Annotated in this window: 13 protein-coding genes; 5 read left to right on the forward strand and 8 right to left on the reverse strand. The window is 42.3% G+C overall.

Annotated features, from left to right (window positions below; all coding sequences use genetic code 11):
* Positions 1-22 precede the first annotated feature (22 nt).
* A complete protein-coding gene (locus tag ACR5KR_RS23410; RefSeq protein ID WP_448268170.1) occupies positions 23-1,216 on the forward strand; it encodes a PD-(D/E)XK nuclease family protein in 1,194 nt (397 codons plus the stop codon).
* A gap of 336 nt (positions 1,217-1,552) precedes the next feature.
* Here ACR5KR_RS23410 and ACR5KR_RS23415 read toward each other — a convergent pair whose 3' ends face one another.
* From ACR5KR_RS23415 to ACR5KR_RS23425, 3 genes are all read right to left on the reverse strand, one after another.
* On the reverse strand, positions 1,553-2,482 hold the full coding sequence (locus tag ACR5KR_RS23415) for an XDD3 family exosortase-dependent surface protein (protein WP_448268171.1): 930 nt from the start codon (positions 2,480-2,482) through the stop codon (positions 1,553-1,555).
* 497 nt (positions 2,483-2,979) lie between these two features.
* Entirely contained in the window at positions 2,980-4,362 is a 1,383-nt protein-coding gene (locus tag ACR5KR_RS23420; protein ID WP_448268172.1) for a 1-acyl-sn-glycerol-3-phosphate acyltransferase, read from the reverse strand.
* A 272-nt stretch (positions 4,363-4,634) separates the two neighbouring features.
* Positions 4,635-5,204 (reverse strand): Uma2 family endonuclease, encoded by a 570-nt coding sequence (locus ACR5KR_RS23425; protein WP_448268173.1) that lies wholly within the window; start codon positions 5,202-5,204, stop codon positions 4,635-4,637.
* A 174-nt stretch (positions 5,205-5,378) separates the two neighbouring features.
* Between ACR5KR_RS23425 and ACR5KR_RS23430 the strand changes: the two genes are divergently transcribed.
* Both ACR5KR_RS23430 and ACR5KR_RS23435 read left to right on the forward strand, forming a co-directional pair.
* Positions 5,379-7,187, forward strand: coding sequence for a proline--tRNA ligase (locus ACR5KR_RS23430; protein ID WP_448268174.1), 1,809 nt, complete (start codon positions 5,379-5,381; stop codon positions 7,185-7,187).
* A 562-nt stretch (positions 7,188-7,749) separates the two neighbouring features.
* The gene (locus tag ACR5KR_RS23435; protein WP_445630271.1) at positions 7,750-8,361 is read left to right on the forward strand and encodes a GerMN domain-containing protein; all 612 of its coding nucleotides are present in this window, start codon (positions 7,750-7,752) and stop codon (positions 8,359-8,361) included.
* An 85-nt stretch (positions 8,362-8,446) separates the two neighbouring features.
* Here the strand turns inward: ACR5KR_RS23435 and ACR5KR_RS23440 are convergent, their stop codons facing one another.
* The 3 genes from ACR5KR_RS23440 to efp form a co-directional block, all read right to left on the reverse strand.
* A complete protein-coding gene (locus tag ACR5KR_RS23440; RefSeq protein ID WP_448268175.1) occupies positions 8,447-8,794 on the reverse strand; it encodes an ArsR/SmtB family transcription factor in 348 nt (115 codons plus the stop codon).
* Between the two features lie 62 nt (positions 8,795-8,856).
* Complete coding sequence (gene accB / locus ACR5KR_RS23445) at positions 8,857-9,414, reverse strand: acetyl-CoA carboxylase biotin carboxyl carrier protein (protein WP_448268176.1); 558 nt, start codon at positions 9,412-9,414, stop codon at positions 8,857-8,859.
* Positions 9,415-9,522: 108 nt separating this feature from the next.
* Positions 9,523-10,080, reverse strand: coding sequence for an elongation factor P (gene efp / locus ACR5KR_RS23450; RefSeq protein WP_448268177.1), 558 nt, complete (start codon positions 10,078-10,080; stop codon positions 9,523-9,525).
* Positions 10,081-10,423: 343 nt separating this feature from the next.
* On the opposite strand from efp, the gene ACR5KR_RS23455 reads away from it, so the two are divergent.
* Entirely contained in the window at positions 10,424-11,530 is a 1,107-nt protein-coding gene (locus ACR5KR_RS23455; RefSeq protein WP_448268178.1) for a peptidylprolyl isomerase, read from the forward strand.
* Between the two features lie 100 nt (positions 11,531-11,630).
* Here ACR5KR_RS23455 and ACR5KR_RS23460 read toward each other — a convergent pair whose 3' ends face one another.
* Positions 11,631-12,212, reverse strand: coding sequence for a Uma2 family endonuclease (locus ACR5KR_RS23460; RefSeq protein WP_448268179.1), 582 nt, complete (start codon positions 12,210-12,212; stop codon positions 11,631-11,633).
* A gap of 89 nt (positions 12,213-12,301) precedes the next feature.
* On the opposite strand from ACR5KR_RS23460, the gene thiL reads away from it, so the two are divergent.
* Complete coding sequence (gene thiL, locus ACR5KR_RS23465; RefSeq protein ID WP_448268180.1) at positions 12,302-13,345, forward strand: thiamine-phosphate kinase; 1,044 nt, start codon at positions 12,302-12,304, stop codon at positions 13,343-13,345.
* Positions 13,346-13,417: 72 nt separating this feature from the next.
* Here thiL and ACR5KR_RS23470 read toward each other — a convergent pair whose 3' ends face one another.
* Positions 13,418-14,431, reverse strand: a complete 1,014-nt coding sequence (locus tag ACR5KR_RS23470; RefSeq protein WP_322681363.1) for a type I glyceraldehyde-3-phosphate dehydrogenase — start codon at positions 14,429-14,431, stop codon at positions 13,418-13,420.
* Positions 14,432-14,541: the final 110 nt, after the last annotated feature.

Here is a 14,541-nt window from a genome sequence, read left to right on the forward strand (position 1 = left end):
TACCTTAAGTACTTAGAAATAAATGTCTTTGTTCACAAATTTACTCAATCTGCATTCAGGAAACAAACCGCGTGAAGATTTTTTTACTGAGATTGTTGCTTATTTTTTATCCTTGAATAAGGATATTTTAATTGATTGGCTAAAGCATCACTCAATCATTAGTGATGATAATTATTCCAGCATCAAGATTTCAACCCAACAAGAACACCAAGGACTTGAAACCCATACTGAAGATAGTAGATTGGACATTGTAGTTGAACTATCAACTGGTTTAAATACAGATGTAATATTTATTGAATCAAAAATTGGTTCTCGTGATAGCAACAATGCATTAAAAAAATATGCTGATATTTTGAGTAATTTACCAAATGTCAGACATCGAATTTTAATTTACATCACCCGTGATTATGATCCAAAAGAAGAAATCAAGGAATATGATTATGCTCCAAAACCAGCAATCAAAGAGTATTGCCTTGAGTTATCACCCAAGATAAATTTCTTCCAACTGAGGTGGTATCAGTTTTATAGCTTCTTGAAAGACCGCGCGTCTGATATCTTAGCTCAAGAAATACTAATTTTTATGAGGAATAACAGAATGTCTCACACTAATCAATTTTCATCAGTTGACTTATTGACAATGGTGAATTACAACAAAACTCTCCTTCTTATGGAATCAACTCTCAGTGAAGAAGTACAGCAGGAATTCAAGCTAGCTTTTGGAGGTGTTATCAAAGGCGCAGCAAGTAGGACTCAATGGAAATGGGACGAGAGATATATTATCTACACCCACTTTTCTCCCTCAACATGGGACTTATGGTGTGGTCTTGGATACTTCAATTTAAATCCAAATAATTTAACTGATTATCCATATTTAGGTATATTTTTGCAGGTTTCTCATAGATTTGGACAACGCCCAAAAATTATTGAATCTATGCAAAAAATAATTAACGATAAACCCAATTTATGGACTCCTAGCAATTTAAAAGTTTTGCCAGCATGGTCAGGTATTTATTATCGAAAAAGCTTACAAGATTTTTTATCTGAAGAAAACCACGTATCTGCTATTAAATCATTTTTCCAAGAGTCAATAAAGGAATTAAAAACGGTTCAGGAACAATATTTTGATTTTCCTTGGAAGGGTGTAAGTATAGAAGCAACTACAGAAACTGATAAAGAAGACCCATATATTTTATCATCTTCTATCGGTGAAGTTTAATCAGCGAGAGCTTGCAGAAGAACTAGCAGCTTGTCTGCTTGTGTTTGAAAAATGTCATAAGCGTTACCGAGATTCTTTAAAGAATTGCCTGAGTAGTTTTGTATTTGATAATTATCTTATAAAAAAAATGTCCTTGCTAAAAAGTAAGGACATTGAAGTTTACCTATTTAATCTTTAGTGAGGAAATCTATACAGCTTGGGATACTTTTCGCTTAAGCTGTATCCAAAATTTCATGACTCCAGCTATCATTTATTACGAGATAAAGTAGTCTTTTATCTTGTCCATAATCACTGAAGAGAAATCAAGCCCTATTGCGAATAGTCCCTACCCAATTGCTACGCTAATTTCTTGCGTAGCTTGGTACCAGCCAAAGCCAGACCGACGATTCCTAAACCAGCGAGACTAGCAGGCTCAGGAGTCGATTGGACAATAGAAGATTTCTTGAATTCAAATGCAATGGTTTGTGTGCCATTAAATTTGCTGGCATCATAGCCAGTGGTTAGCAACTGCTGGGTTATATTACCCTGCGCTAAAAACGAGATTCCACTCAGATAATTTCCAGAGTTGATGACATTGAGATTAAATGTATTGTCCTTGCCGTTATTGGTAAAGTAACTATTGGTCAAATCACCATAACCGACAATACCACCACCTTGTTTTACCTGACTTTCGTAAGAATTCCCTCCTCCTGCTAAACCACCATATGTAGCAATGGTGTAGCCTTCTTTGATATTAGTAACTGTCTTTGCCTGAACATTACTATAAACACCTAGTTGTTGTACCCCTGAAGCATTCGCTGAAGCGAAATGAATACCAAACAAATCTCCGCTGCTCATAGCATTGCCAAAGGTCTTACCGGCCATATTGAAGAACAAATCACCATATCCAATCTGACCACCAGCAGCACCCTGTTCAGCCTCTCCTGTTAACTTCATATTGCCATTGATTGCCACAATGACGCTGGTAGCAGTTTCTTTGATAGCCATACCAGAGATATCGTAGGGATTTACTTTCCCTGGCGCGGCACCAACCCAGTAATTCCCGTTCATCCCATCTTTGTTTGAATCAAATGCATACTGCCACCCGTTAGCATCAGTGGAGTTTTTACCCATCAAAAGACCGGTAGTGTCGTTCAGACACTCCAAAGAGATGCTAAATGCTGTTCCCTTTAAGTCTGAGGCATAGGCTCCTTGACCAGCCACAAAGAAGATTCCAAAAGTAGCAATACCAACCTTCAGTAAATTGAATAAGTTTTGAGTTTTCATTATTTATAAATTGATTGATTTAGAGAATCACAATTTTTTGGACTCCTCTATTTGTAATTGGAATTACAAAAATATAAAAGCGTGATTTTTCGGAAAATATAATTTGGATAACTTAACGTTAATTTTATAAAACTCAAATAAAGAATGACATATTTAGTTACAATTGCCTTTATCTAACCCAATTGTATTAAAGTGAAATAGCAGCAAAGCCAAGTAGGTCTAGTAGCCTACGATTATCTGCACCCATTGAATTAGATAGTTTTAAAAAACTTTTGGGTTTGTGTAAGCTTAATAAACCATATCCCGCCAGCATCTCCGTACAAAGCATCTAAACGCGCGATCTACTTTAGAAAGTAATATCCGATTTGGATGAACACTTGGGCATTTACATTGCAACTTGCTATTTAAGGAAGTCAGGAGACAGGGGTCGAAATGAATAAGCCTCCTGACGACTGACACCTTTATTCTGGTTCTAGCAAAAAATGCAACCTTTCTAATCAAATCAAACCTTCCAACGCGTGTTGCAAATCGTTCGTTATATCAGCAACAGCTTGTCTAGCACCCAACCGATTTTCCTTATATACCGGGTAACGCTCAGAAATAGATATGGGTTCACCCACAGTTATTTTTACTTTTTGCTTACCTAATTGCGGACGCTGTACAGTTTTATTGCCTTTGATTTTAGCAATCATTTGCCATAAAATTAAAGTCGTTTCAGCAAATCTTTCTGCTGTTGGATTTTCACGAATATAATTACCAGAAACAGCCACAAAACTTTCTACTAAACGCATATGCCACATCCGCGCATTCGCTTCTTCTGCAATGCGATCGCCTAAAGCTCTTTCAACCGCAGATACTCCTTTGACATCTTTAAATTCTTCTCTAAATATATAATTCCAACCTGCTTGCTCGACTCGTCGGCAACGGTCACTCAAACTACCTTTTGACTGCAAATTAAAATACTGTTCTGAGATGAGCAACGCTGCATTCAATAAAGCTTGTAAACGAACTGCTAATGCTTCATTTCTATCAGGAATTTGCCCGTTGACAATTTTGGGATCTGGCAGTTTTTGATGATAAAACCGGGTGTAAAATTCCTCCATGAGTAAAAGTAAATGTTCTGCCAAAGTCAACAACCGGGGATAAAGCGACTCTATAGAAGCATTTTCTGCTGGATTCACAGGTAAACCACTAGCCGCTTCCAATTCACTTAAAAGATCAGCGATCGCATCCCAAGGAGCATCAACGTAACTATATTTAATCCCAACTGGTACAATTAGAACCTGTTGGTCGCTTCCAGCTTTTTGCAAATCTTCAGCACACCAAAAGCCTAATTGGGCGATACCAGGTTCTAGGGGGCTAATATTCTCCGATAAACCATTGGTTGCACCCTCTGGCGCAGCCGCCATTGGGAATTTGCCATTGGCGAACAAGTCACGCGCCGAACGTAACCCCGTCCAGTCAGCCTTACCTCGCTGAATCGGAGTCCCACCTAAACGAGAAGCAATCCAGCCAACGTAGGAACCTGCCCAGAGAGGAATACCGCGATCGTAGATAAAATGAGCGTGAATGGGATATTGTAGTTTTGTACCTTGCGATCGCGCTGTCTTTGGTACGATTTGAGATAGCAAGTAACCTAAACAAAACGGATCGTCTGTTTTGGGATGGCGAAATGCCAGCATAAAACGGATTTTACCCTCCTGAAACTGGCGATAAAGATCCACCAGAACTTCTACGTTATCTGCTTCAATTTGGCTAATAGGTGTTTGCCAGTTTAGCCAACTGGGTAGTAATAGATGGACAACTCGTAGCAATAAAGGGTTAAACGCGGGAGGAATAAATTCTAAGGGTGCCTGTGCTTGATAAATTACATCTGCCAAAGTAGTTTCTCCTAAAGATTCCCTGATTCTAATCGCCTGCTGGTTATTTCTTTTAAGATATCCTAACGGCTGTAATATGCCCTGAGTAATGAAGTCAAAGTAGAACTGGCCTATTGTGCTGTACTTGGCACGTTACTCAGGTTAGAAAAATAGGACACCTTCTTAGTCTACGCAGATTATTTTAATGAAGCGTACTTACGCAGACTTATAAAGTATTTTCTGCTGCAATGGAAAGTGTTGGCAGATGTGGAGATTTAGCAGCACTTGCAAACTTAATAACAAGAAAGACTCAAACTAAATCCTGGCAATACATCTTCACCCGATAATTGTGTGGGTAAATTTTGCACTTTCGTATCTTGTTTTTGGCGATAAATTTCTACTTGCTGTTGTTGAGGGTTAATTAACCATGACAATTGCACCCCTGCATCTATATATTCTTGCATTTTGGAACGCAACATTTCCAAATCATCTGTTGCTGACCTTAATTCAATCACAAAATCGGGTGCAATGGGGGGAAATTTGCGTCTTTGTTCGGGTGTAAGTGCTTGCCAACGTTCTCGTTGAACCCAAGCGGCATCTGGGGAACGGTCAGCACCATTGGGTAATTTGAATATAGTAGAAGAACTGAAAGTGTAACCGAGGCCAGTTTGCCGATTCCAGATTCCCAGATCGATAATTAAATCTGCTTCTCGATTGCCGCTTTCACCGCCAACGGGGGACATGATGATTAATTCTCCCTTGGCAGTGCGTTCAAATTTCAATTCGCGGTTATTTTGACATAAGTGATAAAATTGTTCGTCACTCAAGTGAACGGTGTCTAGTTTTAATGTCAAAGGACTCATAACCTAGACCGAGATTAAATAGTTGCAAAGATTATATCATGCGATATCTTAATGGCTGTAAGATGCCGACCGCACACCACGCAAGTTCAAAAACTAAGATGCTTTTCTGACGCGTGATTTCTAATCGCCAGTTGGTTTATAAACAAATTAGAGATTCTGGAAAGGGAATAAACGATGCGACTTTCACAAATGTTATTTGTTACACTGCGGGACGATCCGGCTGATGCTGAGATTCCCAGTCATAAATTATTACTCCGTGCAGGTTACATTCGTCGCATCGGTAGTGGTATCTATGCTTATTTGCCGCTAATGTGGCGGGTACTGCAAAAAGTTTCCCAAATTGTGCGGGAAGAAATGAACGCTACAGGCGCACAAGAATGTCTCCTACCACAATTACAACCTGCTGATTTATGGAAGGAATCGGAACGCTGGGACACTTACACCAAAGCTGAGGGGATTATGTTTTCCCTAATTGACCGCCGCGAGCAACAATTAGGATTAGGCCCAACTCATGAGGAAGTAATTACAGCGATCGCTCGTGATATGATTCGCTCTTATCGCCAGCTACCACTAAATCTCTATCAAATTCAAACCAAATTCCGCGATGAAATTCGTCCCCGCTTTGGTTTAATGCGCGGACGAGAGTTTATCATGAAGGACGCCTATTCCTTTCATACCGATGAAGCTAGCCTCAAAGAAACTTACCAGGATATGTATAAAGCCTACAGCAATATCCTGCGGCGTTCTGGTTTAGCTTTTCGGGCAGTGGAAGCTGATTCTGGTGCAATTGGTGGTTCTGGTTCTACAGAATTTATGATTTTGGCGGAAGCTGGCGAAGACGAAGTTCTCTACACTGAGGATGGTAAATACGCCGCTAACGTAGAAAAGGCTGTTTCTTTACCAATTGACGCCGAAATCTCACGGTTTACAACTTATGAGAAACGCGATACACCTGGAACAGAAACGATTGAAAAGGTGTGTCAACTCCTCAACTGTTCTGCGACTCAATTGGTGAAAAATGTCCTTTATCAGACAGTTTATGATAATGGCGCAACAGTGTTAGTTCTAGTGAGCATTCGAGGCGATCAGGAAGTTAATGAGGTCAAATTACAAAATGAACTGACTAAATTAGCTTCTGAGTATGGCGCTAAAACTATTATTAGTTTGAATGTACCAAATGTAGAAGCCCAGCAAACATGGACAGCGAAATCTCTACCTTTAGGTTACATTGCGCCAGATATCGCAGATGAGTATATTACTGCTAATAAACAGATCCATCCCAAGTTTTTGCGCTTGGTAGATCGAACAGCCGTTGATTTAAAAAACTTTGTTACAGGCGCAAATGAAGCAGGCTATCACGTAGTTGGTGCTAATTGGGGTGAGCAATTTAAGTTACCAGAACGAGTAGTAGATATTCGTAAGTCAAGACCAGGCGATCGCGCCATCCACAATCCAGAACAAATCCTACAAAGCGCCCGTGGAGTTGAAGCAGGTCATATCTTCCAATTAGGTACGAAATACTCTCAAGCGATGGGTGCAACTTATACCAACGAACAGGGTGAAGAGAAGCCGCTAGTTATGGGTTGTTTTGGTGTAGGCGTGTCACGATTAGCACAAGCTGCCGTTGAGCAATCTTACGATAAAGATGGGATTATTTGGCCAGTTGCGATCGCACCTTATCACGCGATCGTCACAATCCCTAACATTAAAGATGCTCAACAAATCGAAATCGCCCAAAAACTTTACACAGAACTCAATCAAGCCGGAATTGAAACCCTACTAGATGACCGCGACGAACGGGCGGGAGTTAAATTTAAAGATGCTGACTTGATAGGCATACCTTATAGAATTGTAACCGGACGAGCGATCGCTAATGGCAAAGTTGAAGTTGTAGAAAGAGCCACCCGTAAATCTCAAGAAATTGCCATTGATGAAGTGACAACAACACTCAAAGGTTGGATTACAGAAGCAATAGGGCATTAGGAGTGCTGTTAGCGTCAGCGGGGCGTTTAGCCCGTGCTGAGTTAAGAGTAGAGACGCGATTAATCGCGTCTGTACAAGAGTTAAGAGTTATAGGGCTAGGTTAGGAGTTTTGTTTATCCCCTTGTCCTTTTGTCCCTAACTTCTAAGTAGATAGGTGCAAATAAAGATAACCAGTGTTCGCGCAGCGTCTCCTTCAGGAGAGGGTTGTCATTTGTCACTTGTACTGAGCGTAGTCGAAGTATTTGTCCTTATTCATTTGTAAGGGTTTTAGGTATATTTACATTTCGTAACCTAGTTAGGTTTTTTCTCGCCGACTTACTTAACTCCTAACTCCTAACTCCTAACTCTTAACTTTTCACTCTCGATTCTCAAAAATTTACATAATTTGGTAGGTGACGGATTAGAAATAAAAATTCTAAAATTGAATTAGGGGCTTACAGAATTAAGAAGCATTTAAGCCTCCTCTAGATTGTGGGAAACTCTCTACTTATAAGTATCGTCTTTAACCAGGCTGCTCCTCACATAACTACCATATCAGCCCTCAGTTAGGAAGGTTTTGAACATGAAAGACCAACAAGGATCTAATCGTATTTCTTCAGGCGTAATTGCAGCTGTATCAGCAGCGGTTGTAGCGGTGGGTGGCGGTGTAGCTTGGTTTACCACACAATCCAACAATCCTCCCACACCGTCAAACCCTTCTAGCCGAATTGAACAGCCAGCACAGCCATCAACTAGGCAGCCAGCTAATGAGCAAACCCCCAACGTTTATTGGCTAAGACCAAAAGACAAAAATGTTGCTTTGGTTCCCCAGCCTGTTAAAGTAGCTTCTGTACTACCCAACCAGGCTTTAGAAGCAGCTTTCCAAAGTTTGTTAGCAGGCCCAACAGAAGGAACAGATTCTACAACCATCCCCAAAGGAACCAAGCTATTGGGGCTGAAGGCGGAAAAAGATGAAGTTCGCGTTAATTTATCTGAAGATTTTACTAGCGGTGGTGGTAGCACTTCAATGATGGGCCGCGTGGGACAAGTTGTTTACACTGCAACAACTTTAAATCCCAAAGCCAAAGTGTACATTGACGTAAACGGCAAACCGTTGGATGTTTTAGGCGGTGAGGGTCTAGAGTTACAACAACCACTCACTCGCGAACAGTTTCAAAAAGATTATCCGCTTTAGTCATTAGTCATTAGTCATTAGTCATTGGTCATTGGTCATAAGTTTTTTACAAATGACAACTGACAAATGACAAAGGACAAAAGACCTAACGTTTGCTATTTAATATGCGAAAATTACGGGCTTGCTGCTCCAACCTTGTGGCGAGGCGATCGCAAACCCGATTACACAACTCAAAAATCATTTGATCTTCCACCCGGTAATAGGCGCAAGTTCCTTCACTGCGGCGGCTAAGGATACCTGCTTGCCACATTACCTTCAGGTGCTTTGACACATTTGCCTGAGAAGTCTGTGTTGCCTCTACCAACTCTTGCACGCATTTTTCTTCATCCCGTAATAAGTGTAGCAGCCGTAGGCGCATTGGCTCACTTAATAGGCTGAAGTATTCAGCTACTTGTTGCACCACTTCTGGTGGTAAAGGCAACGTTTGTTTCATCAGGGTTGACCCACAAGGACTGAAAGTTTTAACAATGACTCATGTCATATATACATTAATACTTAATCAGGGTTAATTCGCATCAAAGGTTGACCATATTCTACAGCGTCGCCATTTTGGAGGAGAATTTCCATCACCTGTCCAGAGACTTCGGCTTCGATTTCATTCATCAGCTTCATGGCTTCAATGATACAGACTGTTTGACCCTTGCGGACGCGATCGCCCACTTCCACAAATGCCGCTTCCCCAGGCGCAGGAGCGCGATAAAACGTTCCTACCATTGGGGAAGGCACTTCTACTAATCTCTGGTCAATGGTTGAGGGAGAATTTACTGATAACTGCATTTGTGTGCTAGTTCCAGCATTCTCAAATACACGAGATGTGGACACCTCCGTTACCTGACTTCCGCTCATCTGGTTTCCCCCAGATGAACCTGATGTCAAGCCTGAACCTACCACACCGCCTAAAGTCCCTTGACCTACCGACAACATCTGATTGCTAATGCTCACAGCCTTACGGACTGTTAGCTCAAAATCATCGCTTTTGAGCGTGACTTCTGCAATATCTGTTTGTGCGATAGTTGCCAAAAGTTGGCGGATTTCATTAAAGTCCAATGGCACAGTTTTTATTACCTCGACCTATCCGTAAATGAGCATCTTAAGTGTGGCAGGGAATTAATCCCTATGTAGGGATTTAAATCGGGACTTGCATCTTTGTAGAGATGAAAGTTATTCCCTGCTGATATATTTGTCTTCCTGAGTATCAACCTTGATGCGTTCTCCTTGAGAAATAAACAAAGGAACCATCACAACTGCACCAGTTTCTAGAGTTGCTGGTTTTGAGCCACCTGTAGCGGTATCACCTTTTAAACCTGGATCTGTTTGGACAATTTCTAGAACCACAGACTTAGGTAACTCTACTCCCAGAACTTGGTCGCCCCACTTAATCACTTCGGCTTCCATACCTTCCTTCAGGTACTTGACGCGATCGCCAATTTGTTCGCGAGTCAATCTGCCTTCTTCGTAGGTTTCCATATCCATAAAGACAAACTCATCGCCTTCTTTATAGGTATGCTGCATCGTGCTTTTTTCTAGAGTGGCTTGCGGCACTGTTTCCCCTGCGCGGAACGTTTTTTCCATAACGTTCCCACTCTGGACATTTTTTAGCTTAGTTCGTACAAAGGCAGAACCTTTGCCTGGTTTGACGTGCAAGAATTCAAGCACTCGCCATACAGACCCATCCAATACAATTGAAACACCGGGTCGAAAGTCGTTACTGGAGATCATGAAACTTTCAAATTTTGGAAGACAATCGGCATTTATTGTACCCTTCAAGCGGAGTAATTAGCTATTTAGTCACGGGGCATTGGGCATTAGGAGTGCTGTTAGCGATAGCGGGGGGTTTAGCCCGTGCTGTTAGCGTCAGCGGGGCGTTTAGCCCGTGCTGAGTTAGGAGTTAGGAGTTAGGAGTTTTGTTTATTTCCTTGTCCCTTCACTCCCTCACTCTCCCCATCCACTTGCATTTATTTTCACTCAGCACTCAGTACTCAGCACTCAGCACTCATACTGTGGGAAGATTATTTATGGGTTACGTCCAGTCAACAATTCACTGCTGCATTTGAGTTATCCCATGCTTAACTTATTAAAATCCTGGCTGAAGAACAGCCTAATGGCAATACTGCTGATAACAATATTTTTAGGCATAACTACAGCTGGGTGGACTCCCTCCAGTAGCGCCGCACTGCCAGCTGGCAATGCAATTACCGACGGAAAGGCTTTGTTGCGGTATGCACTCCCGATAGATAACAAATCTGTGCGGCAACTACAAGGCAGTTTAGAGGACATCTCTGCCCAACTGCGGGCGAATCGGCGTTGGGGTGCTATTTCCAAAGACATCAGCCAAGCATCCCGCATTCTCGATAAACCTTCCCAAATCTTAACAAGCGTTCCCGCAGAACGCCAACCCCAAGCCGAAGCTTGGATTACCGAGTTGAAATCTGGGGTGAGTAAATTACAAGAATTGGCGAACAGCAAAGATAAAGAACAAATTCTGCAAGAGAGAAGCAAACTTTTGAATCTTGTTACTCAGCTAGAAGAGTCAATGGTGAAACAATTTCCCTTTGAAGTACCTGCTGAGTACAGTAATCTGCCGCAACTTCAAGGTCGTGCCACTATAGAAATTAAAACCAACAAAGGCGATTTGACCCTTGTTGTAGACGGTTATAGCGCCCCTGTAACTGCTGGTAATTTTGTAGATTTGGTACAGAGAGGTTTTTATAATGGCTTAGAATTTACCCGTTCTGAAGAATCTTACTTTCTCCAAACTGGAGATCCTGCTGGGAAAGATGTGGGTTTCATTGACCCCAAAACAGGCAAATATCGCGCTATTCCCTTAGAAATATTAGTTCAAGGAGATAAAGCACCTACTTATGGCATTACTCTAGAAGAAGCTGGTCGTTACGTTGATATGCCAGTTCTACCTTTTTCTGCCTTTGGTGCAGTAGTGATGGCTCGTCCTGAAAGTGAAGTAAATGGAGGTTCATCACAATTTTTCTTCTTTTTGTTTGAACCAGAACTCACTCCCGCCGGACGCAACCTATTGGATGGTCGTTATGCCGTTTTTGGCTATCTCACCGAAGGCAAAGAAGTTTTGGATAAACTGAAAGCTGGTGACAAAATCGAATCAGCAAAAGTGGTTCAAGGAATAGAAAATCTGGTTCAGCCGCAAGCTGCATAAGATAAGGCAGGGGAGCATACTTCGACTACGCTCAGTAACCGGGGAAGCAGAGGAGCAGAGGGAGAATAATTAATTACTACTAACTTCTAACTCTTAACTTCTAACTCCCCTGATTCAGATTTCCGGCGGTGAATATCCGATCGAGTGCGATCGCTAATTCTGGAAAAGTCCGCGATCCAATTTGCTGAGTGTCTGTAAAAACTGTTTCCTCGTAAAATCCATCTTCCAGTAGTAACACTGAAACTTTTGTTGCCAGTGGGTCTACAATCCAATATTCAGGAACCTCTAAAGCAGCATATTCCGAGCGTTTATAACGATAGTCTCGTTTCACCGACTCTGGACTGACCACCTCGACAATTAGTAACGGTGGTGACTCAAATACTGCTGAGGCATTTAACAATTCTCTGGCTTGTTCCAGTGTCACTACACACAAATCAGTCAACCTAGATTTATTTCTACCCGTTCTCACCCCACTTTCCCGAAAACACAGCCAAGTAGAGTTACAACGTTTGATTTCTGCTTTCAAGGCAGTATCCAAAAAATCGGCAATCAGGAAATGTTCAATAGTAGGTGGGTTCATTAACTCTAGCTTGCCATCCACCAGTTCATAATGGAAACCGTTGCCATCATCATAGGTTAAATACTCCTCAAATGTGATGCTGGTTACTGGTGTTGTTACCATTCCAACTGACTCCTAGACGATACCCTTATCTTAAACAGTAAAGTAAATCATCAGTTTTCTTCGTAATTTTGCAACACGGAAAACCGATTGTGAACAGTGAGTTATCTTCTCAACAAGTAAAAGACATTGGCGAACAAGGTCTTTTAGAAAGATTACAGCGTTTCTGCCCACCAGAAATTATCGGCGATGATGCCGCAGTACTTGAAACTGCATCAGGGCAATCTTTGGTAGTGACTACAGATGTACTGGTTGATGGCGTACATTTTAGCAACATCACCACTTCCCCAGAAGATGCTGGTTGGCGAGCTGTTGCTGCCAATTTATCAGATTTAGCCGCAATGGGTGCTTCTCCATTGGGAATCACTGTCGGGTTGGGACTACCCGGTGAACTGAGGGTGAGTTGGGTTGAGCGATTGTACCAGGGAATGACGGAATGCCTGCAAAAATACAATACCCCAATTGTTGGGGGTGATGTGGTGCGATCGCCTGTTACTACTCTGGCAATTACCGCTTTTGGTCAAGTTAACCCTAGTCAAATTATCCGCCGTTCTGCTGCTGTTGTAGGTGATGCGATCGTCGTTACAGGCGTTCATGGAGCCTCCTACGCTGGCTTAGAACTGCTCTTACATCCCGAACTAGGACAAAACCTCAAAGATGCAGAACGCACGGCTCTAATCCGCGCACATCAACGTCCACAACCACGATTAGATGTCTTACCAATCCTCTGGAAAATCTTAACTCCTAACTCCCAACTCCTAACTCTTAACTCCCGACTTCCCATTGCTGGGATGGATAGCAGCGATGGTTTAGCAGATGCGATTATTCAAATTTGCCGCGCGAGTGGCGTTGGTGCTGTCTTAGAACACAGACAAATTCCCCTACCAAAAACTTTTAACCATTGGCTGACACCAGAGCAAGCGCTGGAATATGCTCTATACGGTGGCGAAGACTTTGAATTAGTGCTGTGCTTACCACAAGAATTGGCATCAGCCTTAGTGCAACACCTTGGAGAAGGTGCTGCGATCGCAGGCAGGATTACAGCCGGATCGACAGTAATATTGCACGACGAGCAAAAAAAATTCCCCGACCAAGTTCTGAGTCTTAGCCAGGGATTTCAACATTTTAGTCAATAGTGCTTTGTCCTTTGTCATTTGTCCTTTTTCTAATGACTAATGACTAATGACTAATGACTAATGACAAATTAATTATTGCCACTTTTCGGCTACCAACTCTGCCAAATCCAAGACTCGCTGGCTGTAACCCCACTCGTTGTCATACCATGCCATAACTTTTACTAGGTCACTGCCCATAACCAAAGTCAAGCTGGAATCGACAATCGAAGAGGCGTCAGTACCTTGATAATCAGAAGATACTAGTTCTAGTTCGCTGTAGTCCAAAATCCCTTTAAGTGGGCCTTCGGCAGCATCCTTGAGAGCTTGGTTAACTTCTTCAGTAATAGTACGCTTCTCAACCTGAACTACGAAATCTACCATTGAGACGTTCGGGGTTGGTACGCGCAAGGCAACGCCATTTAGCTTGCCTTTGAGGTCTGGGATAACCAGTGCCACTGCTTTTGCTGCACCAGTAGAAGTAGGTACTATGTTTATCGCTGCGGCCCTTGCCCGTCGCAAATCCCGGTGAGAAGCGTCTAGCAAGCGCTGATCGCCTGTATAGCTGTGGGTGGTGGTCATCGTACCTTTGATGATGCCGAACTTATCGTTCAACACCTTGGCGATTGGTGCCAAGCAGTTGGTAGTACAGCTAGCGTTACTGATAATGTGGTGTTTGTTGTGGTCATAGTCATGATGATTCACACCAACCACAAAAGTACCATCCTCGTTTTTACCAGGAGCGGTAATCAGAACTTTCTTGGCTCCAGCATTTACGTGCTTGAGCGCTCCTTCTTTGCTAGTAAATACCCCGGTTGCTTCGATAATTAGGTCAATTCCCCAATCTTTCCAGGGCAAGTTTTCTGGGTTGCGATCGGATACGCATTTGATGGTCTTACCGTTGACGATGATAGAGTTATCGTCAGCACTAATCTCAGCATCTTTGATCTTGCCTAGCATTGAGTCATACTTTAGCAGGTGAGCATTGGTTCTAGGGTCTGAAGTGTCATTAATAGCGACAAGATCGATCCGACTATTCTCTCTACCCACCCAGCAACGCGCAAAGTTACGTCCAATCCGCCCGAAACCGTTGATTGCAACTCTAATCACAGTGTCTTGCCCTCTGTATTTATGCTTATTATGTTGATATCGTTGACCCCAATCATATCGCAAAGGGGGGGGGCACTTTTAACCATAAAGTGTTAGATCAATAAAAAAAC

The sequence above is a fragment of the Nostoc sp. DSM 114159 genome, assembly GCF_053470285.1.

Excerpts from the sequence above, each read along its gene's own strand:
- ACR5KR_RS23410 (WP_448268170.1), top strand. The coding sequence starts at position 23 with ATGTCTTTGTTCACAAATTTACTCAATCTGCATTCAGGAAACAAACCG.
- ACR5KR_RS23415 (WP_448268171.1), bottom strand. The coding sequence starts at position 2,482 with ATGAAAACTCAAAACTTATTCAATTTACTGAAGGTTGGTATTGCTACT.
- ACR5KR_RS23425 (WP_448268173.1), bottom strand. The coding sequence starts at position 5,204 with ATGAGTCCTTTGACATTAAAACTAGACACCGTTCACTTGAGTGACGAA.
- ACR5KR_RS23430 (WP_448268174.1), top strand. The coding sequence starts at position 5,379 with ATGCGACTTTCACAAATGTTATTTGTTACACTGCGGGACGATCCGGCT.
- ACR5KR_RS23435 (WP_445630271.1), top strand. The coding sequence starts at position 7,750 with ATGAAAGACCAACAAGGATCTAATCGTATTTCTTCAGGCGTAATTGCA.
- ACR5KR_RS23440 (WP_448268175.1), bottom strand. The coding sequence starts at position 8,794 with ATGAAACAAACGTTGCCTTTACCACCAGAAGTGGTGCAACAAGTAGCT.
- efp (WP_448268177.1), bottom strand. The coding sequence starts at position 10,080 with ATGATCTCCAGTAACGACTTTCGACCCGGTGTTTCAATTGTATTGGAT.
- ACR5KR_RS23455 (WP_448268178.1), top strand. The coding sequence starts at position 10,424 with ATGCTTAACTTATTAAAATCCTGGCTGAAGAACAGCCTAATGGCAATA.
- ACR5KR_RS23460 (WP_448268179.1), bottom strand. The coding sequence starts at position 12,212 with ATGGTAACAACACCAGTAACCAGCATCACATTTGAGGAGTATTTAACC.